The sequence below is a fragment of the Streptosporangium sp. NPDC000563 genome, assembly GCF_040299985.1.
Lineage (GTDB): Bacteria > Actinomycetota > Actinomycetes > Streptosporangiales > Streptosporangiaceae > Streptosporangium.
Map to the genome: position 1 here is coordinate 11,779 of NZ_JBEPDA010000041.1, position 19,785 is coordinate 31,563.

Annotated in this window: 17 protein-coding genes and 1 riboswitch; of the genes, 7 read left to right on the forward strand and 10 right to left on the reverse strand. The window is 69.9% G+C overall.

What is annotated here, in order from left to right; all coding sequences use genetic code 11:
* Window positions 1-350: 350 nt before the first annotated feature.
* From purL to purS, 4 genes are all read right to left on the reverse strand, one after another.
* Window positions 351-2,606 carry a phosphoribosylformylglycinamidine synthase subunit PurL gene (gene purL / locus ABT352_RS39295; protein WP_350950144.1) on the reverse strand — a complete coding sequence of 752 codons (2,256 nt, stop codon included), beginning with the start codon at window positions 2,604-2,606 and terminating at the stop codon, window positions 351-353.
* Entirely contained in the window at window positions 2,603-3,286 is a 684-nt protein-coding gene (purQ, locus tag ABT352_RS39300; protein WP_350950145.1) for a phosphoribosylformylglycinamidine synthase subunit PurQ, read from the reverse strand. The genes purL and purQ overlap by 4 nt, the downstream gene beginning before the upstream one ends.
* A gap of 261 nt (window positions 3,287-3,547) precedes the next feature.
* Window positions 3,548-4,015: an ATP-binding protein gene (locus ABT352_RS39305; protein ID WP_350950146.1), complete on the reverse strand. Its 468-nt coding sequence runs from the start codon at window positions 4,013-4,015 to the stop codon at window positions 3,548-3,550.
* Between the two features lie 142 nt (window positions 4,016-4,157).
* Entirely contained in the window at window positions 4,158-4,403 is a 246-nt protein-coding gene (gene purS / locus ABT352_RS39310) for a phosphoribosylformylglycinamidine synthase subunit PurS (RefSeq protein WP_350950147.1), read from the reverse strand.
* A gap of 410 nt (window positions 4,404-4,813) precedes the next feature.
* Between purS and pdhA the strand changes: the two genes are divergently transcribed.
* From pdhA to ABT352_RS39335, 5 genes are all read left to right on the forward strand, one after another.
* Window positions 4,814-5,905: a pyruvate dehydrogenase (acetyl-transferring) E1 component subunit alpha gene (gene pdhA / locus ABT352_RS39315; RefSeq protein ID WP_350950148.1), complete on the forward strand. Its 1,092-nt coding sequence runs from the start codon at window positions 4,814-4,816 to the stop codon at window positions 5,903-5,905.
* Window positions 5,902-6,879: an alpha-ketoacid dehydrogenase subunit beta gene (locus tag ABT352_RS39320; RefSeq protein WP_350950149.1), complete on the forward strand. Its 978-nt coding sequence runs from the start codon at window positions 5,902-5,904 to the stop codon at window positions 6,877-6,879. The genes pdhA and ABT352_RS39320 overlap by 4 nt, the downstream gene beginning before the upstream one ends.
* A 14-nt stretch (window positions 6,880-6,893) precedes the next feature.
* Window positions 6,894-8,510: a dihydrolipoamide acetyltransferase family protein gene (locus ABT352_RS39325; RefSeq protein WP_350950150.1), complete on the forward strand. Its 1,617-nt coding sequence runs from the start codon at window positions 6,894-6,896 to the stop codon at window positions 8,508-8,510.
* 888 nt (window positions 8,511-9,398) lie between these two features.
* The gene (locus ABT352_RS39330; protein ID WP_350950151.1) at window positions 9,399-11,129 is read left to right on the forward strand and encodes an ABC transporter ATP-binding protein; all 1,731 of its coding nucleotides are present in this window, start codon (window positions 9,399-9,401) and stop codon (window positions 11,127-11,129) included.
* 103 nt (window positions 11,130-11,232) lie between these two features.
* Entirely contained in the window at window positions 11,233-11,526 is a 294-nt protein-coding gene (locus ABT352_RS39335) for a Dabb family protein (protein ID WP_350950152.1), read from the forward strand.
* Window positions 11,527-11,568: 42 nt separating this feature from the next.
* Here the strand turns inward: ABT352_RS39335 and ABT352_RS39340 are convergent, their stop codons facing one another.
* The 6 genes from ABT352_RS39340 to ABT352_RS39365 all read right to left on the reverse strand — a co-directional run bounded on the left by ABT352_RS39340 (window position 11,569) and on the right by ABT352_RS39365 (window position 18,261).
* Window positions 11,569-11,793, reverse strand: coding sequence for a DUF6458 family protein (locus ABT352_RS39340; RefSeq protein WP_350950153.1), 225 nt, complete (start codon window positions 11,791-11,793; stop codon window positions 11,569-11,571).
* Window positions 11,794-11,846: 53 nt separating this feature from the next.
* On the reverse strand, window positions 11,847-13,073 hold the full coding sequence (locus tag ABT352_RS39345) for an adenylosuccinate synthetase (RefSeq protein WP_350950154.1): 1,227 nt from the start codon (window positions 13,071-13,073) through the stop codon (window positions 11,847-11,849).
* Between the two features lie 325 nt (window positions 13,074-13,398).
* Entirely contained in the window at window positions 13,399-14,355 is a 957-nt protein-coding gene (locus ABT352_RS39350; RefSeq protein WP_350950155.1) for a hypothetical protein, read from the reverse strand.
* A gap of 139 nt (window positions 14,356-14,494) precedes the next feature.
* Window positions 14,495-15,472, reverse strand: coding sequence for a lipopolysaccharide kinase InaA family protein (locus ABT352_RS39355; protein ID WP_350950156.1), 978 nt, complete (start codon window positions 15,470-15,472; stop codon window positions 14,495-14,497).
* Window positions 15,469-16,221 (reverse strand): NUDIX hydrolase, encoded by a 753-nt coding sequence (locus ABT352_RS39360; RefSeq protein ID WP_350950157.1) that lies wholly within the window; start codon window positions 16,219-16,221, stop codon window positions 15,469-15,471. Before ABT352_RS39360 ends, ABT352_RS39355 begins: the two co-directional genes overlap by 4 nt.
* Before the next feature lie 210 nt (window positions 16,222-16,431).
* The gene (locus tag ABT352_RS39365; RefSeq protein ID WP_350950158.1) at window positions 16,432-18,261 is read right to left on the reverse strand and encodes an acyl-CoA dehydrogenase; all 1,830 of its coding nucleotides are present in this window, start codon (window positions 18,259-18,261) and stop codon (window positions 16,432-16,434) included.
* 191 nt (window positions 18,262-18,452) lie between these two features.
* Here ABT352_RS39365 and ABT352_RS39370 point away from each other — a divergent pair, with 191 nt between their 5' ends.
* Together ABT352_RS39370 and ABT352_RS39375 are read left to right on the forward strand one after the other, a co-directional pair.
* The gene (locus tag ABT352_RS39370) at window positions 18,453-19,238 is read left to right on the forward strand and encodes a class I SAM-dependent methyltransferase (protein WP_350950159.1); all 786 of its coding nucleotides are present in this window, start codon (window positions 18,453-18,455) and stop codon (window positions 19,236-19,238) included.
* A gap of 21 nt (window positions 19,239-19,259) precedes the next feature.
* A riboswitch (guanidine-III (ykkC-III) riboswitch) is annotated at window positions 19,260-19,325 on the forward strand.
* A 19-nt stretch (window positions 19,326-19,344) separates the two neighbouring features.
* Entirely contained in the window at window positions 19,345-19,668 is a 324-nt protein-coding gene (locus ABT352_RS39375) for a DMT family transporter (protein ID WP_350950160.1), read from the forward strand.
* Window positions 19,669-19,785 lie beyond the last annotated feature (117 nt).

A 19,785-nucleotide genomic window follows, 5' to 3' on the forward strand; every position in this document is an offset into this window, starting at 1 on the left:
TGCCGTGGAACGCCGAAGAACGCGGACGGCCGCGCGACCCACCGGGTGATGCCACCGGTGGAGGTCACCGGAGGGGAATCCTCGTGCTCGGCCGCCGTCCGTGTGATCCGTCCGGTCGCCCGACCCGTTTTCGCGGGAACGCGACCCACGTGATCCGCCCGACTCGTTTCGCGGGAACGCGAAGGGCGGGCGGCGCGGTGCGGACTCACCGTCCTCATCACGCCGTCTCCCCACGCCGACCGTGTGATCCACATAGATCGGTCGGGCCTCTCACCGTCACACGACGGTGAGGGGCCCGACCTCCCAAAAACCTCCGAGATCCCAGGGATCCCTGGGATCTCGTACGAGGATCAGCCGAAGATGCCCGGCAGGGTGGACGTGTGGGTCTCCCTGAGCTCGGCGACCGGGATCTCCAGGACGCCCTCCACCTTCAGCGCGTCGCCACCGGTGGTGCCCAGGCCGTAGCAGGGCACGTCGCGGGCCGCGCACAGCTGCGCGAAGGCGTCGAACGACTCCGGCGCGACGGTCACCAGCGCGCGGGCCGACGACTCGCTGAACAGGTCGACGAACGCGTCGTCGCCCGTCAAGGAGACCTCGCAGCCCACGCCCTGGGCGATGCACGCCTCGGCGAGGGCGATGGCGAGCCCGCCGTCCGACAGGTCGTGAGAACCGGTGAGCAACCCCTGTGAGGCGGCCTCCGTCAGGACGAGGGCGAGGTCGCGCTCCGACTCCAGCCGCGCCACGGGCGGCAGGCCGCCGAGGTGGCCGTGGGCCACGTGCGCCCACTCCGAGCCGCCGAACTCCTCCTCGGTCTCGCCGAGCAGGACGATCCTGTCGCCGTCGCCGGTGAAGCCGCTGCGAACCCGCGAGGCCACGTCGTCGATGACGCCCAGCACGCCGACGACCGGCGTCGGGTGGATCGGCACGGATCCCGTCTGGTTGTAGAACGAGACGTTGCCGCCGGTCACCGGGACGCCGAGGGTCTTGCAGGCGTCGGCGAGACCGCGCACGGCCTCGGAGAACTGCCACATGACCTCGGGGTCCTCGGGGGAGCCGAAGTTGAGGCAGTTCGTCACCGCGAGCGGCGTCGCGCCGGTCACGGCCACGTTCCGGTACGCCTCGGAGAGGGCGAGCTGTGCACCCGCGTACGGGTCGAGGCGGGTGTAGCGGCCGTTGCCGTCGGTGGCGAGCGCGATGCCCCTGGTCGTCTCCTCGGCGCCGGGCATCGCCTCGCTGATGCGCAACACGCCCGCGTCGGCGGGCTGGGCCAGCACGGTGTTGCCGCGGACGTACCGGTCGTACTGGGAGGTGACCCACTCCTTGGACGCGAGGTTCGGCGAGCCGAGGAGTTCGAGCAGCGCCGCGCGCAGGTCGGCAGGGCGGGCGAGACGGCCGGGGACGTCGCCGTTCAGCGCGACCTGGCCGGCGGGCTCGTGGAACGGCCGCTCGTAGACCGGGCCCTCGTCGGCCGCGGTGCCCGGCGGGATGTCGACGATGGTCTCGCCGTGCCAGGTCATCACGAGACGGCTGGAGTCGGTGACCTCGCCGATCACGGTCGCGGGGATGTCCCACTTCGCGCAGATCGCCATGAAGGCATCGATGTCGTCGGGGGTGACGACCGCCATCATGCGCTCCTGCGACTCGCTCATCAGGATCTCCTCGGGCCGCAGCGAGGGATCGCGCAGCGGTACGAGGTCGAGCCTGACGTCCATGCCGCCGGTGCCCTTGGCCGCGAGCTCGGTGGTCGCGCAGGAGACGCCTGCGGCGCCGAGGTCCTGGATGCCGACGACCACGTCCGCCTGGTACAGCTCCAGGCAGCACTCGATCAGCAGCTTCTCCATGAAGGGGTCGCCGACCTGGACGCTGGGACGCTTGGCCTGCGACTCGTCCTCGAACGTGGCCGAGGCGAGCACGGACGCGCCGCCGATGCCGTCGGGGCCGGTGAGGGCGCCGAACAGGACGACCTTGTTGCCGGGCCCCGGTGCCACCGCGAGCTTGATCTGGTCCTTGCGCAGCAGGCCGACGCACAGGGCGTTGACCAGCGGGTTGCCGATGTAGCAGGGGTCGAAGACGACCTCGCCGCCGATGTTGGGCAGGCCCAGGCAGTTGCCGTAGTGGCTGATGCCCTCGACCACGCCGGGCAGCACCCGGCGGGTGTCGTGGGCGTCGGCCGCGCCGAAACGGAGCGCGTCCATCACCGCGATCGGCCGGGCGCCCATCGACATGATGTCGCGGACGATGCCGCCGACGCCGGTCGCCGCGCCCTGGTGAGGCTCGACATAGGACGGGTGGTTGTGCGACTCGATCTTGAAGGTGGCGGCCCAGCCGTCGCCGATGTCCACGACCCCGGCGTTCTCCCCCATCCCGACGAGCAGCGCCTCCGATTTGGGAGCCTTGGTGCCGAACTGGCGCAGGTGCACCTTGGACGACTTGTAGGAGCAGTGCTCGCTCCACATGACGCTGTAGATGGCGAGCTCGGAGCCGGTGGGCCGGCGGCCGAGGATCTGGCGGACCCGCTCGTACTCGTCGAGCTTCATGCCCAGCTCGGCGTACGGCTGGCGCTCGTCCGGGGTGTCCTCGGCCCGCTTGACGGTGTCGAGACTCATGCGTTCACCAGATTCTTCAGGATCGAGGAGAAGAAGCCGCGGCCGTCGACGCTCGGGGCGCCGGTGAGGTCCTCGACGGCGTGCTCGGGGTGCGGCATGAGCCCGACGATGTTTCCGGCCTCGTTGCGGATGCCCGCGATGTCGTTCAGGGAGCCGTTGGGGTTGCCGCCCGCGTACCTGAAGACGACCTGTCCGCCCGCCTCCAAGGCGCTCAGGGTCGCCTCGTCGGCGACGTAGCGGCCCTCGCCGTGCTTGATCGGCAGCACGATCTCCTGACCCTCGGTGAAGTCGGAGGTCCAGGGGGTGGCGGTGTTCTCGACCCGGATGCCCTGGTCGCGGCAGACGTAGTGCAGCCCGGCGTTGCGCATCAGCGCCCCGGGCAGCAGGTGGGCCTCGCAGAGGATCTGGAAGCCGTTGCAGGTGCCGAGCACCGGCAGCCCGGCCCTGGCGGCGGGGATCAGCTCCTCCATCAGCGGCGCGAACCTGGAGATGGCCCCGCAGCGCAGGTAGTCTCCGTAGGAGAATCCGCCGGGCAGGAAGACCGCGTCGACTCCCTTGAGGTCGGGGTCGGCGTGCCACAGCGGGACGGCCTCACCGCCCGCGTGGCGCACGGCGCGAGCCGCGTCCTGATCGTCGAGAGTTCCGGGAAAAGTGACCACGCCCACGCGGGCAGCACTCATCGTGTTCCTTTCAGCGCGGAGACCCTGCCTTCGGCTTCAGCCGTGGGGGAAGAAGTCAAGACAGCGTTCCCCTCCACAAACGAGCACCGCGCCGGCGTCTCACACACTCGGACGTCGGTCCGCGGCGGTGCTCCCAGGTTATCCGCTCCCGGTGGGCGCTCAGCCGCGGAGTGTCCGATCGCACAGCTCAGCGGGCGGTGGCCGGGTTCGTACGGCCTTCTACGATCTTGTACGGCCTCGGGTGCGCGGCCGGGCGGGCCTTCAGACGGCGGCGAGCATCCGGTCGCGGAGGTAGGCGGCGTCGTGGTCCCAGTCGAGGTGCTTGCACAGGTGCACGACGGTCCCGCGGCCGGGAGTGATGTCGAAGGAGATCTCGTCGACCACGGCCTGCATGATCAGCAGGCCCCTGCCGTTCTCGGCGTCGGTCGGCGGGTAGTGCTCGGGCACCCGGACGAGGCCCTGGCCCCGGTCGATGATGCGGACGTCGCAGCGGCCGTGGCCGATGGTGGTCTCGACCTCGTAGCGGGTGGCCGGACCTCCGTGTCGCACGGCGTTGGCGCACGCCTCGGTCACCGCCAGCAGGATGTCGGAGACGCAGTCTTCGGTGACGCCGAGCGAGCGCAGGGAGTCACCGAGCGCCCTGCGGACCATCGGTATACCGACGGCCTGTCGTGGCAGAGCCAGCGAGAACTCCATGTCCACCGGTTTCCTCCCGGGGTCAGACGTCACCTTGTGAAGGCTTCCCTGCAGAATCCGGGCTAACCGCAAAATAACCGTAATGTTATTGACTGGTGGTCAAGCCGTGGGATTGCTCCGCCCCTAAAGCCGGATATAACCGGATTTGTGCAGTCGATCTGCGTGGAGTGATGGCCTAGGACTCGACGGTGACGGTGTAGTCCTCGATCACCGTGTTGGCGAGGAGGGTCTCGGCCATTTTTCGGACGTCCGCAATTGCCGCCTCGTCGGCGGGCCCTTCGAGCTCCACCTCGAATCGCTTGCCCTGCCGTACCGCTGAGACACCCGCGAAGCCGAGCCGCGGCAGTGCACGGGCGATCGCCTGCCCCTGCGCGTCGAGAATCTCGGGCTTCAGCATGACGTCGACGATGACGCGCGCCACGGTGTTCCTCCTGGTTGAGACGGGGACGGTCCGGCGCCTCAAGAGTAACGGGCTCCGGCCGCGCTCCGGTGCGGGGGCCGGACCCAGGGATCCCGCGCGAGAGGTCACGGACGGTGAACGGTCGCGGATCTCGCGGATGAAGGGACCCGGCGGCGGGTGACACCCCTGGATCCCCGACGTGGCAGGCGATACGCCGGATCTCGCGTGGAGGTACGGGTGGGTGAAAGGGGACGCGCGGGGAACGGGGAGCATATGGACGTCGAGGCAGGTCTTGCGCACAGGTATGTGACCTCTGCCACGATGGCCACAAGCGCGGACGAACCACCACCAGAAGGGTCGAACGCGTCGCGAATCGGCCGGACGACGGTGGAGAACCCATCCAGACGGCCCCGAGCACACAGGAGTGGCACGTGACAGCCGACGCCTCTCGTGGTGCGGAAGCACCTCCGGAGCTCATCCAGCTGCTGACCCCCGAGGGAGAACGGGTCGAGCATCCCGACTACGACATAGATCTGACACCCGAGGAGATCCGCGGGCTCTACCGGGACCTGGTCCTGGTCCGCCGCGTCGACCTGGAGGCCGTCGCACTGCAACGCCAGGGCGAGCTGGGGCTCTGGGCCTCGTTGCTCGGGCAGGAGGCCGCGCAGATCGGCTCCGGCCGGGCGCTGACCGAGGCCGACATGGCCTTCCCGACCTACCGCGAGCACGGGGTGGCCTGGTGCAGGGGGGTCGACCCGGTCAACCTGCTCGGCCTGTTCCGCGGCGTCAACCACGGAGGCTGGGACCCCGCCGAGCACAACTTCCACCTCTACACCATCGTGATCGGCAGCCAGACCCTGCACGCGGTCGGCTACGCGATGGGCATCCAGCGCGACGGCGCCGAGGCCGCGAGCATCGTCTACTTCGGCGACGGCGCCACCTCCCAGGGGGACGTGAACGAGTCGTTCATCTGGGCGTCGGTGTTCAACGCGCCGGTGGTGTTCTTCTGCCAGAACAACCAGTGGGCGATCTCGGAACCGCTGGAGAAGCAGTCGCGCATCCCCCTGTACCGCAGGGCGAGCGGGTTCGGGTTCCCCGGCGTCCGTGTCGACGGCAACGACGTCCTCGCCTGCCTCGCCGTCACCCGCAAGGCGCTCGCCGACGCCAGGTCCGGGCAGGGGCCCATGCTCATCGAGGCCTTCACCTACCGGATGGGCGCCCACACCACCTCCGACGACCCGACCCGCTACCGGGTGGCCGCCGAACTGGAGGCGTGGAAGCTCAAGGACCCGATCGAGCGGGTCAGGGCCTACATGTTCAAGAACCAGCTCGCCGACCAGGAGTTCTTCGACGCGGTCGACGCCGAGGCCGACGAGCTGGGACGTGACGTCCGCAAACGCTGTCTCGAACTGCCCGACCCGGAACCGTCGGCCATCTTCGACCACGTCTACGCCGAGCGGCACTCCCTGATCGACGCCGAGCGTGCCGAGTTCGCCACCTACCTGGAGGGGTTCGAGGCATGAGCATTCTCACGATGGCCAAGGCGCTCAACGAGGGGATGCGCAAGGCCATGGAGGACGACCCCAAGGTCCTCGTGATGGGGGAGGACGTGGGCAAGCTCGGCGGGGTGTTCCGGGTGACGGACGGCCTGCAGAAGGACTTCGGCGAGCAGCGGGTCATCGACACCCCCCTGGCCGAGTCGGGCATCGTCGGGACGGCCATCGGCCTGGCGCTGCGCGGCTACCGCCCGGTCTGCGAGATCCAGTTCGACGGGTTCGTCTTCCCCGCGGCCGACCAGATCATCACGCAGCTCGCCAAGATGCCGCTGCGGTCGCTGGGCAAGCTGAGGCTGCCGGTCGTCGTACGGATTCCGTGCGGCGGGGGCATCGGCGCGGTGGAGCACCACAGCGAGTCGCCCGAGGCCTACTTCACCCACACCGCGGGCCTGCGCGTCGTGGCCTGCTCCAACCCGGCCGACGCCTACACCATGATCCAGCAGGCGATCCGCTGCGACGATCCGGTGATCTTCTTCGAGCCCAAGCGGCGCTACTGGGAGAAGGCCGAGGTGGACGTCGACTCCTCCGGCTGGCCGCCCTTCGACGAGGCCAGGGTGGCGCGGCCGGGGACGGACCTCACCCTGCTCGCGTACGGGCCGATGGTGAAGACCTGTCTGGAGGCCGCGAAGGCGGCCGAGGAGGACGGCCGCTCCCTGGAGGTCGTCGACCTGCGCTCGCTCAACCCGCTCGACATCGCGAAGGTCACCGAGTCGGTGCGCGCGACCGGGCGCTGCGTCGTGGTGCACGAGGCGCCCGTCTTCAACGGCTTCGGCGCCGAGGTCGCCGCCCGCGTCACCGAGGAGTGCTTCTACCACCTGGAGGCGCCGGTCCTGAGGGTCGGCGGACCCTCCACCCCCTACCCGCCCTCGCGGCTCGAGGACCACTACCTGCCCGACCTGGACCGGGTCCTGCACGCCGTCGACCGCGCGTTCGCGTTCTGAGGAGGGGCGGAGAGATGAAGGAGTTCAAGCTCCCCGACGTGGGGGAGGGCCTCACCGAGGCGGAGATCGTCCGCTGGCACGTGAAGGCCGGGGAACCGGTCAAGGTCAACCAGATCATCGTGGAGATCGAGACCGCCAAGGCCGTCGTCGAGCTTCCCTGCCCGTTCGAGGGCGTGGTGGCCGCGCTGATGGCGGACGAGGGCGAGGTGGTGGACGTCGGCAGGCCGATCATCTCGGTGGACGACGGTACGGGCGCCTCTCCGGCCCCCGCCCAGGCCCCCGCTCAGGCCACGGCCCCTGACGGGGCGGCGGTGCGGACGGAGGCCCTCGCCGACGACATGGTGCCGACCCCGCCGGCCGAGGTCCGGCAGCCGGTGCTGGTGGGGTACGGCGTGAAGCCGGGCGCGGCCAAGCGTCGTCCCCGCAAACCGGTCTCGCCCGGCACGTCCCCCGCGGTGGGGGCGACGCGGCCCGGTGAGGGTACGGCGGGTGCGTCCACGGGGACGGCGTCCACGACGAGGGCCGCCGAGCCGGCGCCGTCCGGTGTGAACGGTCCGGCTCGTCCCGGTATGAACGGTCCTGCCTCGTCCGGTGTGAACGGTCCGGCTCGTCCCGGTGTGAACGGTCCTGCCTCGTCCGGTGTGAACGGTCCTGGTCCGGCCGGTCCCGGGGTGGCCGGTCCCGGCGCGGGTCCGGCCTCGTCACCGGGGAAGATCGCGGTTCTGGCGAAACCCCCGGTGCGGAAGCTCGCCAGGGACCTGGGGGTCGACCTGGCCTCCCTGGTGGGGACGGGCCCGCACGGCTCGATCACCAGGGGTGACGTCCAGGCCGCCCTCGACGCCGCCCCCACCTCCGGGGACGCCGTCGAGACCGGGCTCCCTCCCGGGAACGACGTCAGGGCACGAGTACCGGCCGCGACCTGGGAGGGCGAGGACGAGGAGCGAATCCCGATCAAGGGGGTGCGGAAGGCGACCGCGCAGGCGATGGTGTCCTCCGCGTTCACCGCGCCACACGTGACGGAGTTCCTCCAGGTGGACATGACGGCGACCATGGACGCGGTCCGGCGCCTTCGCGGGCTGCCCGACTTCGCCGAGGTCAAGGTCTCCCCGCTGCTCATGGTCGCGAAGGCGGTGCTCGTCGCCGCCCGTCGTCACCCGATGATCAACTCTGCCTGGGACGAGGCCCGCCAGGAGATCGTGGTCAAGCACCGCGTCAACCTGGGCATCGCCGCGGCCACCCCGCGCGGCCTGCTCGTTCCCAACGTCAAGGACGCCCACCGCCTGTCGCTGCCCGACCTGGCCGCCGCCCTCGGAGCCCTCGCCGAGACCGCGAGGGCGGGCCGTACCCAGCCCGCCGACATGGCGGGGGGGACGATCACGATCACGAACGTGGGTGTCTTCGGGGTGGACGCGGGCACCCCGATCCTCAACCCGGGGGAGTCGGCGATCCTGGCCTTCGGGCAGGTGAGGGAGATGCCGTGGGTGGTGGACGGGCAGGTCGTGCCGCGCAGGGTCTGCACGCTCGCCCTCTCGTTCGACCACCGGGTGGTGGACGGGCAACTCGGCTCGCTCTTCCTGCGCGACGTCGGCGCCATGCTTGAGGACCCTCTCCGCATGCTCGCCTGGGCCTGACCCCGTGACGTCGTGACTCGGCGACGTCGTGACCCCGTGACGTGGTCTCCCCCTCCTCCCACGGAGGGGGAGACCACGTGCGCGTCCTCTCCCGCCGCGGTGAGAACTCCCTCCCGCGCCCGAGAGCGCGGATTTCCCGCGGCCGCGAGCGTCTCTTCCCCGCGCGGGTAAGGGTTCTTTCCCGCCTGTCAGGAGGGATGGGGTCCTTCCCATATGTCCGTGAGGGCGCCTTTCCCTTCGTGCCCGTCGGGAAAGTGGGGTGGGAGAGAGAGGGGCGATATACCCCCGGTGCTCGCCTTCCCTTTCCCGGCTTCACAAGTCGATTACCTCGGTGGGAAAACGAGGGGGCGCCTCGGGAGGGTCCGTACCGAACAGCCGGGACGCGGTACGAGCCGTCACCCGGCCGGTAATGGGAAACCCCTTTTTTCTCCTGCGGATCGATCTTTAAGGTGCGCGTCCCCGGCTCCGGCGGGGCGGCGGAGCGATGCCGGGAAGCCGAGGCGGTCTTTACTCGCGATCCGTTTGCGGCCTTTACGAATCGCTTGGCGAAACATCTTGAATGCGTGATAAATGTGACGGTTTGTCCGGGTATGAGAGTTAGTGTCGTGATTGGTAAGCGCGACAAGCTCAATGCGAAGGGGGAAGCCATGTCTTTCAAGCAGCTCTTCCCGGCCGGCCGTTATCTGGACTGGGGAGGCGGCTGGGGGTGCTGCCGTCGCCGCCGCCGCTGTGGATGCCGCTGCGGCGGAGGGTGCGGTGGCGGATGGTGGTGGTGAGCCGGATCCGGTGCTAGCGGAAACAAATGAGAGCCGGCGGGTCAACCGTCGGCTCTCATTCTCAGAGTCGCTCTCGCCCCACGGAGCGAGGGCCACCGTACGCCGTCCTCCGGTGGCACCCACGGTCTCCATCCGCAGGACCTTCCGGGAGTTCTGGCCGTACACCCGCGGCCTCCGTCATCTGCTCGTAGCCGGTGGCGTACTCGCCGTCGTCGCGGCCGTCTGCGAGGTCGCCGCGATCGGCCTGTTCGGGTACATCACGGACGAGGTGCTCAGCAGACAGAACCTGGGGGCCTTCTGGCTCCCCGCCGCCGCCTGGCTCGGCCTCGCGGCCGTCGCGGGTCTGGTCTCCTTCCTGGGGGCCTACCTCACCGCCCTGGGCGGCGAACGCTTCCTGCTGAGGTTGCGCGACAGGGTGTTCGAGCACATCCAGACGCTCACGCCCGACTTCTTCGACAACCGCCGCCTGGGGGACCTGATGGCGAGGCTCACCGACGACATCGAGGCGATCGAGGAGCTCGTCGGCTCCGGCCTGGTCAAACTCTTCACCACGCTCGTCAGCGTCGTCTTCTTCGCCGGTGCCGCCTTCTACATCAGGTGGGACCTGGCGCTGCTGACGTTCCTGCTGGTCCCGGCCTTCCTGCTGGTCGCCAAGGGTTTCGCGAGCAGGTTCAGGATCGTGTCGGCGCGCGAGCGGCTCAGCAACGGGATCATGAACAGCGTCATCGAGGAGGGCCTGTCCAACCAGTCGCTCGTCCAGGCGTACAACCGCCAGGGCGCCGAGGCCGAGCGGCTGCACTCCGAGGGACACACCTGGATGCGGGCGAACGTGGCGCAGGCGTGGCTCTCCTCCCTGTACGGACCCGTCGTCCAGGTCATCGAGACCGCCTGCCTCGTCATCATCCTCGGGTTCGGCGCCTGGGAGATCTCCTCGGGGCGCCTCACCATCGGTGGCCTCCTCGCCTTCGCCGCCTACCTCGCCTACCTCTACCCGGCGGTGCAGAGCCTGGGGCAGATCGCCCTCACCGTCTCCGAGGCGGCGGCGGGCTCCGACCGTGTCATCGAGATCCTGGCGACCCGGCCGACCGTCGTCGATCGCGACGACGCCGTTCACCTGGGGCGCGGACGGGGCCGCATCGAGTTCCAGGAAGTCGGCTTCACCTATCCGAACAGGAGAAGACCCACGCTGCGGGACCTGTCCTTCACCGTCGAACCCGGAGAACTGGTCGTGTGCACCGGGCCGAGCGGCGTGGGCAAGTCCACGCTCGCGAAGCTGCTGCTGCGCTTCCACGACCCCACCGCGGGACGCGTCCTCCTCGACGGGGTGGACCTCCGGGACCTGTCGCGCGAGTCGCTGCGTGACAACATCACCATCCTGCAGCAGGAGAGCCTGCTCTTCTCAGGGACCGTACGCGAGAACATCGCCTACGGAAGTCCCGGTGCCGACCTGGACGCCGTCGTGCGGGCCGCCGTGCTGGCGGACGTCCACGACTTCGTCACCACGCTCCCCCTCGGGTACGACACTCCGATCGGGCAGCGCGGCCGGTTGGTGTCGGGCGGGCAGCGCCAGCGGATCGCCATCGCGAGGGCGATCCTGCGCGACGCTCCCGTCCTCGTCCTCGACGAGCCGATGACGGGCCTCGACGCGCCCACGGCGGCGCGGATCATGGAACCGCTCAAGAGGCTCATGGCCGGGCGCACGACCATCCTGATCACCCACGACCTCAGGTTCATCCCCGAGGCGGCCCACAAGATCGTGCTCGAAGCCGTGCCGAGACGCTCCGGCCGGATAAGGATCAAGTCTGCCGGACGCCGTCGAGGGTCCACATCGCGTCCCGCGTGATATCGGCTCCCGTGCCGTGGGGGCGCCGCCGCGTCCCGGCGCGTCTGGCCGTACGCTGGCCGGGCGCTCAGGGCACCTGGGATACCCGAGGGAAGGGAAGATCATGTTCCGGCATGTCGTGCTGTTCACCTGGACGGAAGAGGCCACCGAGGAGCAGAGGGCCAGGGTCGCCACGGAGCTCGCCAAGCTGCCCGGAGCCATCACCGAGATCCGCTCCTACACCATCGGCTCCGACGCGGGCGTGAACCCCGGCAACCACGAGTTCGCCGTCGTCGCGGACTTCGACAGCGCCGACGACTTCCTCGTCTACCGCGACCACCCGCTGCACCAGGCCGTGGTCGTCGAGCACATCAAGCCGATCGTGGCCTCGCGGGCGGCGGTGCAGTTCGAGGTCTAGAACGACACGGCCGGCACGGCCGAAAAAGGCCCCCCGGAGGTCCTAGACCTCCGGCGGGTGGTTCTCGCGGTGCATCAGGCGGTCCTCGGACGTGTGCCCGCGCTTGGGGGACATCACGATGCTCAGCACGATCCCGACAGCCCCGACGATCATGAAGATCAGGCCGATCACGTCGATGTGCACCGCCTCGCCGAGGACGTCGGGATCGATGGCGAAGCGGAGGATGGCGCCGAGCGTGAGAAAGAAGATGCTGACCCCGACACCCATGAGTTCCTCCGGGTAAAGGCTGTACGCCAGGCAAAGAGAGAGTCCGGGATTGGTCATACCCTTTCCGGCGTGATCACACCACCGAGAAGGACCTTGTCTGCGGCGGTGGGTCCCGACGAGCCCAGCCACACCGGCACCCCGAGGGCCTCGGCCACCGCCGCGGGCCAGTCGTCGATCCCGTCGGCGTAGCGCGGCCCGGCCCCCGTCAGCGGTTCCAGAAGCCGTTCCGTCAGCCGGGCCTGCCCGTCGAGGTCGCCCGTCACGCCCACGGGAAGCTCGCCGATGTCGTACGAGACGCACATCCGCGACACCGGCGCGTCCAGGTGGGTGAGCGCGAGGGCGTCTGCCCCGCCGCAGACCGCGAGCGCGTAGCGGTGGGCCACCGCGTCGAAGTGGCCGGCGCGGAAGGGGCCCTGCCAGGGGCCGGTCCCGTTGTGGGCCTCGGGCAGCGCGAGGTCCGCGTCCTCGGTGACGAGCGGTCCCGGGCCGTGCCGCGGGGTGTAGGTCCGCAGCACGCCCAGCCGCGTGGCGGGCACCCCGTCGAGCAGTTCCAGCGCGTTGGCGAAGGTCGTCGTGCTCCAGGTGGTGTACGGATGGAAGCCGTGCCACTCGTCGAGCAGCACACCCTGCGCCCCCTCGAAGACCACGGGCCGCCTGCGCAGCAGCGCCGCCGTGAACGAGGAGCCGACCAGGATCACCCGCTCGGCGAACGCCCGGTAGGCGTCCACGCAGTCCGCCACGGGCGGCCCGCTCCCGCCGAGGGCGTCGCGGAGCGCGCGCAGCTTGCGGGTGAGCCGGACAGGTTCCTCGCAGTCGCCCGCGACCGGCGCGAGATCGGGGTGCTCCAGGGCGTAGGCCATCGTCTCCCCGACGCCCATCCCGCACGACCCGTGCCGGTCCTCACCGCGCGCCAGCTCCCTGGCCCGCCCCGCCGCCACGTGGTACGGCGTGGCGAGCAGGGCGTCCCGGTCCACGGTGAGCAGGCGGAACGGGTCGGGAACGCCCAGCGCCTCCAGATGGGCCGCCTCCCCGGCCAGCGAGAGCGGATCCACGACCATGAACCTGGACAGGTGGGTCGGCACTCCTCTGAACGTGCCCGACCCGAACTGCGCGAACGTGTGGTGTCTCCCGTCGGGCAGGACGACGTTGTGCCCCGCCTGCGCGCCCCCGTTGAACCTGACGACCGCCTGGACGGGCTCGCGGGCGCAGAGCCAGTCGACGACGGTGCCCTTCCCCGCGTCGCCGTACCCGAGGTCGGTCACGATCACGTGCTCACGCATACGGCCACCCGTTCACCCTCGTCTCCTCTTCCTCTTCCTCTGTTTCTCTTCCGGTTCTCTTCCGGATTTCTCTCCCGGACGAGCCGTTCTCCGGCCGGTCTCTTCAGCCGGAAGCCCCTGCCGGTCCCTCTGCCGGAGCCGTCGGTATCTTTCGCCGGAGGGACCTCGAAGGTTCGCGTCAGCGGGGGCGCCAGGACGGTCTCCTCCGTCGAGGCCCGTCGAGGCCCCTCCCCGGCGGGTTTCGTCCCGCCGGGGAGGAACCGTCTCCCTTCGTGGTGGCACTCCCCGCCGCTTTCGCGGTGGCCGCCGCACGGCGGGGAGGTTCTCAGAGCCGCATCACGCCGCTGTCGCCGCCCAGGTCGAGCCCGTCGGACACCACGAGGGCGCCCCGGTCGAGCTTGGCGAGGGCCTTGCCCACGGCGCTTCCGGCGTTCGAGCCGATCTCGTCGAGGTCGTCCAGCCCTTCTCGCAGGTCGATGGCGTCCTCGCCGAGGCCGACGGTGAGCGCGATGGTCTCGCAGACCGCGTCCAGGTCGTCCAGCTCCAGCACGTTCTGGCCGAGCAGTTCGCGCCAGGCGGCGAGCACCCGGCCGTCCCCGGCGTAACTCGATCCGGCGGGGAGGATGTAGTAGACGTCGTAGATCCTGGTCAGCTCGGCGACGAGGTCCTTGGTCGGGATGTCGCGCTGGAGCCGCTCGCCGACCACCTTCTCGACCTCGCGCCGCTTGACCTGCGGATAGGGCAGCTCGTCGCCGATGATGAACAGGTAACCCCGGCGGCCACGCTTCTCGAAACAGTCGATCGAGGTGTGCCTGGCCATGAAGTACATCGCCAGCTCGTACGACTCGGACATCTGGCCGCCGCCCCCGCCCTCGAGCAGGATCTTGCCCAGGTGCTCGTCCATCCGGTTGTCGGACTCGAACTGGCCCACCTGAAGGGGAGCGCGGTCGCAGGTGGCGTCGCCGATCGCGCCGAAGAGGATCTGCGGGTCGGTGGCGTACCCCTTGCGGAGCAGCAGTCCGAGCAGGTCGGGCAGCTTGGTCTGGAGGGTGCGGGGCACCCCGCGCATCGAGCCGGTCACGTCGAACAGGACGGCCACGGCGAGGGAGTTGGGGTGCTCGGCGGAGTCGCGGCTCTCGCGGAGCGCGACCTTGTGCGGGTCGAGGTCGGGGTGAGCGGAGCGGGCGCCGCTGTCGCTGTAGGCGAAGGCGCTCGAACCCTTGGCCGCGCGGTAGCTCGCGGCGGCGGAGTAGACGTCGGTGGACCAGATTCCGCTTCCCACGGGGGATCTCCTCGGATCAGGTGGAACGTTCTATGAGGTCGTTCCTGAGGTCGTCAAGGTCGTTTCGAAGGTCGTTCTGGGAGTCGAGGGTTTCGAGGGTCGAAGGGGCGAGGGTTTCGAGAGGCGGAGATTTCGAGGGTCAGAGATGGAGCGGCCGGTATTTCCTCGGCCCGTACAGGTCGTCGAGCAGCTCGTCGAGCTCTCCCAGGAGCCGCCAGGCGTCGTTCGGCGGGCTGAGCAGGCTGCCCCGGACGAAGTGCCTGACCGGGGTGGGGACGCGGTCGCCCATGAGGGCGGCCACACAGCGGGTGGCGAGGTGGATGTCGGTGGCCGGGGTCGCGGGCTTCCTGTCCAGGACCCAGGGCGGATAGTCGTCGCGGTGCCTGGCCACCAGGGCGGTGATCGGGGTGCCGAGCGGGACCGACTGGCTCCAGTCGACGAGCACCAGGCCGTGGTCGAGCGGGTGGACGAGGACGTGGTGCCCGAACACCGCCCCGTGCACGACCCCCGCCCGGTGAGCCGCGCCGACGGCCACCAGCAGCCGCCGCCAGATCCACGCCGCGTCCCGCACGTCCAGCACCGGCCGGCGCCGCCGGACCTCCTCCAGGCTCAGGAACCCGTCCGGCACCCGGCTGATCACGTTGGCCTGCCGCTCGACCCCGTCGGAACGGTGCCGGAACGACTCCACCAGACGAGGCACGTACGGCAGGAGCAACGGGTCGCCGTCGTGCGCGATCGTCCTCAGCGACTCCGCCTCACGGCGTATGAGGTCGTTGTCCGCGTGGCTGCGCGGGAGCTTGAGCAGCGTGTCGGTGCCGCTCTCGTAGAGCACGGCCGACGCGCCCCGCCGGAAGACACCCCCGATCCGGTAGGTGCCCCGCCTGGTGGTGATCACCACCTCCTTGGCCCGCTCAGAAGCCCCCTTCGAGGCGTCCTCGCGGGCCGCCCACAGCTCCGCCAGCCGGGTGAACGCCACGGCGGCCTCCGCTCCCGGCGCGAGGTCGGGGTGGAGCAGCCTCGCGAGCCTCCGGTACGCCCGGTGGGGGGAGTCCCCGCCGAACAGGTCCTCGGGCGTGTGAGCGGCGGTCACCAGCGCGATCGCCTCGGCCGTGGTCATCGGATCTGCTCCTCCCTGGCCGGTCGCAACAGGGCGGGGTGCAGGAGCCGGGCGTCACCGGCCCGATAGAGCTTGGCGCGCGGCCCGCCCCTGGCCCCGCCGCTCTCGGTGGTCTCGCCCGTGCTCTCCACGAAGCCGGGAACCGACAGGATCTTGCGGTGGAAGTTGCCCGCGTGCAGCTGCACCCCCCAGACCGTCTCGTAGACGCCGCGCAGCTCGGAGATCGTGAACCTCTCACCGGCGAACGCGGTGGCGAGCGGGGTGTACTCCAGCTTGCCGCGCGCCCGCTCCAGCCCGTGCGCCAGGATGCGGTCGTGGTCGAACGCGAGCTCAGGAAGCTTGTCGACCGGGTGCCAGGAGGCGTCGGCCGCGTCCGAGCCCGCCCGGGGATCGGGCAGGTCGGGGGCGAAGGCGAGGTAGGAGATCGACACGACCCTCATCCGCGGGTCACGCTCGGGAGCCCCGTAGCTGGCGAGCTGCTCGATGTGGATTCGGCCCAACGGCCCAGACCGGTCGGACAGCCCCGTCTCCTCGGCCAGCTCCCGCGCCGCGGCCTGTGGCAGGTCCTCTCCCGGCCGGATGAACCCCCCGGGCAGCGCCCACAGCCCCGCATGGGGTTGCTCGGCCCGCCTGATCAGCAGAACGCGCAACCCGCCCCCGCGAATGGTGAGCGCCACCACGTCGACCGTCACCGCGACCGCCGGGTATGCCCGAGGGTCATAGCCGGCGAGGAACTCCGATTCATCCATCCCATGTCCTTCTCAAGTTGAGACAAACTCAGTATGAGAATAACAGAGGGCCGCTGTCAAGAACTTCGCGGTGATCCGTCCTGGCGGAGAAGCGGAAAACGGACGAGGGACCGGCCCCGGGAGAGCGGGGCCGGTCCCTCGTCGTGCCTGCCGCGGGAGCAGGTGATCATGCGGCCTGAACCGACGGGGATCAGGCCGGGATGAGGCGGGTCAGAAGGCCTCTTCCGGCAGTTCCATCAGGTCCTGGTCCGTGGCGTCGAGCGTGCGGCGCTCGGCGGCGATGCGGGGCAGGACGGTCTGCGCGAAGAACGAGGCCGCGGAGACCTTGCCGCTGTAGAAGGCGTGGTCGCTCCTCTCGGCGGTCGAGCCGAGCGCGGCCAGGGCCACCTCGGCCTGGCGCAGCAGCAGCCAGCCGATCACCAGGTCGCCCAGGGCGAGCAGGAACCGGGTGGTGTTGAGACCGACCTTGTAGACCTCCTGCGGGGTCTCCAGCGAGCCGATCGCCCAGCCCGCCATCGTGTCGGCCATCGCCTTGACCTCGTCGGCGGCCTCGTCCAGGAGCTTGCGCCCCTCCTTCAGCCGCCCGTTGCCCGCCTCGGAGGCGGCGAAGGCCTTCACGTCGGCGTACAGCGAACCGAGGGCGGCCCCCTGGTTGCGCAGGACCTTGCGGAAGAACAGGTCCAGGCCCTGGATCGCGGTGGTGCCCTCGTAGAGGGAGTCGATCTTCGCGTCCCTGATGTACTGCTCGATCGGGTAGTCCTGCAGGTAGCCGGACCCGCCCAGGGTCTGCAGCGAGCGGGCGAGCAGCTCGTACGAGCGCTCGGAGCCGACGCCCTTGACCAGCGGGAGCAGCAGGTCGTTCATCGCCTCGGCGTGCTCGTTCCTGCGGCCCTCGTGCTCGGCGAGCAGCACGTCGTCCTGGTAGGTGGCGGTGAACATGACCAGGGCGCGCATGCCCTCGGCGTACGACTTCTGGAGCATCAGCTCCCGGCGTACGTCCGGGTGATGGGTGATCGTCACGCGGGGGGCCGACTTGTCGGCCATCTGGGTGAGGTCGGCGCCCTGCACCCGCTGCCTGGCGTATTCGAGGGCGTTGAGGTAGCCGGTGGAGAGCGTGGCGATCGCCTTCGAGCCGACCATCATCCGGGCGTGCTCGATGATCATGAACATCTGCTTGATGCCCTCGTGTACCTCGCCGATGAGCGTGCCCACGGCCGGGTGCTCGCCGCCGAAGGTGAGCTCGCAGGTCGTGGAGACCTTGAGGCCCATCTTCTTCTCGACGTTGGTGACGTACACGCCGTTGCGCTCGCCGAGCTCGCCGGTCTCCAGGTCCACGTGGTACTTCGAGACCAGGAACATCGACAGGCCCTTGGTGCCGACGCCGTGCCCCTCGGGGCGGGCGAGCACGAGGTGGAAGATGTTGTCGGACAGGTCGTGCTCGGCGCTGGTGATGAAGCGCTTCACGCCCTCGATGTGCCAGGTGCCGTCGTCCTGACGCACGGCCTTCGCGCGGCCGGCGCCCACGTCGGAGCCGGCGTCCGGCTCGGTGAGGACCATGGTGGCGCCCCACTGCTTCTCGATGGCGAGCTCGGCGTAGCGCTTCTGCTCCTCGGTGCCGATCACGTGGAGCACGTGGGCGAAGGCCGGGCCGCTGGAGTACATCCAGATGGCCGGGTTGGAGCCGAGGACCATCTCGGCCAGCGCCCAGCTCACGCTGCTGGGCAGACCGGGGCCGCCGAGCTCGGCGGGGAGACTGAGGTTGGTCCAGCCGGCGTCACGGTAGGCGGCGAAGGACTTCTTGAAGCCCTCCGGCATCGTCACCGTCCCGGTGGCGGGGTCGAACACCGGCGGGGTGCGGTCGCCCTCCTCGAAGGAGTCGGCGAGCACGCCCGTGGCGAGGCGGTTGACCTCGTCGAGCAGGCTCCGCACGACGTCCTCGTCCAGATCGGCGTAAAGACCGCTGCCCAGGATGTCCCGGCGTCCGAAGACCTCGAAGAGGTTGAACTCCAGGTCACGGACATTGCTCTTGTAGTGGCCCATGGGGTCTGCTCCTTGAAACCGGGGGATCCGGAACTTTCCATACTCGTCAGTAACGTTACCGGTAATGCTACCCGCGGGTAACCCCTAGAAAACACCCCTGACTGGGACGTTCATCACGCCTCCGTACTGCTGGAACGGTGCCCGGGTGACGCCGATCGACGGGGAGGGGAGGGCTCTTCTAGGCTCTTCCCATGGACGAGCAGTGGCGGGCCGACCTCGGGATGTGGGGCATTCCCGCGGAGATCGCGGCGAGGGCGCCGGCCGATCCCTGGGGCCACTCTCCCGCGAGGTTCGCCGAACGCACCGACCTCGCCCTCGCGGCCCCCGAGGGACCCACCCTGGCGCGGATCGCCGAGGCGCTCCCACCCGGCGGGAGCGTGCTGGACGTCGGCGCGGGGACCGGGGCCGCCTCCCTGCCGCTGGGCCGGGACCTCGGGCGGCTGATCGCTGTCGACACCTCGGAGGCGATGCTCGCCGAGCTGGCCGTCAGGGCCGAGGCGCTCGGCGTTCCCACCCTCGTCGTCAACGGCCGCTGGCCCGACGTGGCGGCGCGGACACCGGTGGCGGACGTCGCGGTCTGTGCCCACGTCGTCTACAACGTGCCCGGACTGGCGGGATTCCTTGCAGAACTCACTCGCCACGCCCGCGCCCGGGTCGTCCTGGAGCTCACCGGCCGGCACCCGATGAGCTGGCTCAACCCCCTCTGGCAGCACTTCCACGGCATCACCCGCCCCAGCGGGCCCACGGCCCACGACGTGATCGCCATCGCGGAGGGCCTCGGCCACGAGGTTCGCCACGAGCGGCGCGTGGCCCCGCTGCCCCGCTTCACCCGCCTGGAAGACCTCGCCGAGAGCGCCTGCCGCAGGCTCTGCCTCGGACGGGAGCGGGCGGACGAGGTCATCGCGGCGGTGGTCGAGCTGGACATGTGGCCGGTGCCCCGCGACCAGTGGTTCACAATCTGGTGGGAATCAAAGTGAGGCTCTGCTACGTTCCACTGTCACAACGCTCAAAAGGAGCGTTTCCGGACGAGACGCGCCGTACCCGGTAGGCAAAGACGACGCTCCTGATCAAGGGGGAGTTGTCATGGCCTGGATCTTCATCGTGGTCGCCGGTCTCTTCGAAGTCGCGATGGCGTACTCACTCAAGTTGAGCAACGGATTCTCCGTGCCACTGCCGAGCATCGGCTTCCTGGTCTTCGGCGCGTTCAGCTTCGGTCTGCTCGCCCTGGGCCTGAAGACCCTGGAGGTCGGTACGGCCTACGCCGTCTGGACGGGCATCGGAGCCGTCGGCACCGCCACACTCGGCATCGTCGCCCTCGGCGAGGACGCGTCGGCCCTCAAGATCGCCTCGGTCCTGCTCATCGTCGCGGGCGTCGTCGGGCTCAACCTCGCCGCCGGCGGCCACTGACCGCGCACCCGGACGTCCCGGCGGGCTGTACGCGTACATCCGGCGTCACGATCCGCGCGCTCGGCAACCCGATCCGCGCGCTCGGCGACCGGACCGGTACGTCCGGTCATTCGACCG

Excerpts from the sequence above, each read along its gene's own strand:
- purL (WP_350950144.1), bottom strand. The coding sequence starts at position 2,606 with ATGAGTCTCGACACCGTCAAGCGGGCCGAGGACACCCCGGACGAGCGC.
- purQ (WP_350950145.1), bottom strand. The coding sequence starts at position 3,286 with ATGAGTGCTGCCCGCGTGGGCGTGGTCACTTTTCCCGGAACTCTCGAC.
- ABT352_RS39320 (WP_350950149.1), top strand. The coding sequence starts at position 5,902 with ATGAGCATTCTCACGATGGCCAAGGCGCTCAACGAGGGGATGCGCAAG.
- ABT352_RS39325 (WP_350950150.1), top strand. The coding sequence starts at position 6,894 with ATGAAGGAGTTCAAGCTCCCCGACGTGGGGGAGGGCCTCACCGAGGCG.
- ABT352_RS39335 (WP_350950152.1), top strand. The coding sequence starts at position 11,233 with ATGTTCCGGCATGTCGTGCTGTTCACCTGGACGGAAGAGGCCACCGAG.
- ABT352_RS39340 (WP_350950153.1), bottom strand. The coding sequence starts at position 11,793 with ATGGGTGTCGGGGTCAGCATCTTCTTTCTCACGCTCGGCGCCATCCTC.
- ABT352_RS39345 (WP_350950154.1), bottom strand. The coding sequence starts at position 13,073 with ATGCGTGAGCACGTGATCGTGACCGACCTCGGGTACGGCGACGCGGGG.
- ABT352_RS39355 (WP_350950156.1), bottom strand. The coding sequence starts at position 15,472 with ATGACCACGGCCGAGGCGATCGCGCTGGTGACCGCCGCTCACACGCCC.
- ABT352_RS39360 (WP_350950157.1), bottom strand. The coding sequence starts at position 16,221 with ATGGATGAATCGGAGTTCCTCGCCGGCTATGACCCTCGGGCATACCCG.
- ABT352_RS39365 (WP_350950158.1), bottom strand. The coding sequence starts at position 18,261 with ATGGGCCACTACAAGAGCAATGTCCGTGACCTGGAGTTCAACCTCTTC.
- ABT352_RS39370 (WP_350950159.1), top strand. The coding sequence starts at position 18,453 with ATGGACGAGCAGTGGCGGGCCGACCTCGGGATGTGGGGCATTCCCGCG.
- ABT352_RS39375 (WP_350950160.1), top strand. The coding sequence starts at position 19,345 with ATGGCCTGGATCTTCATCGTGGTCGCCGGTCTCTTCGAAGTCGCGATG.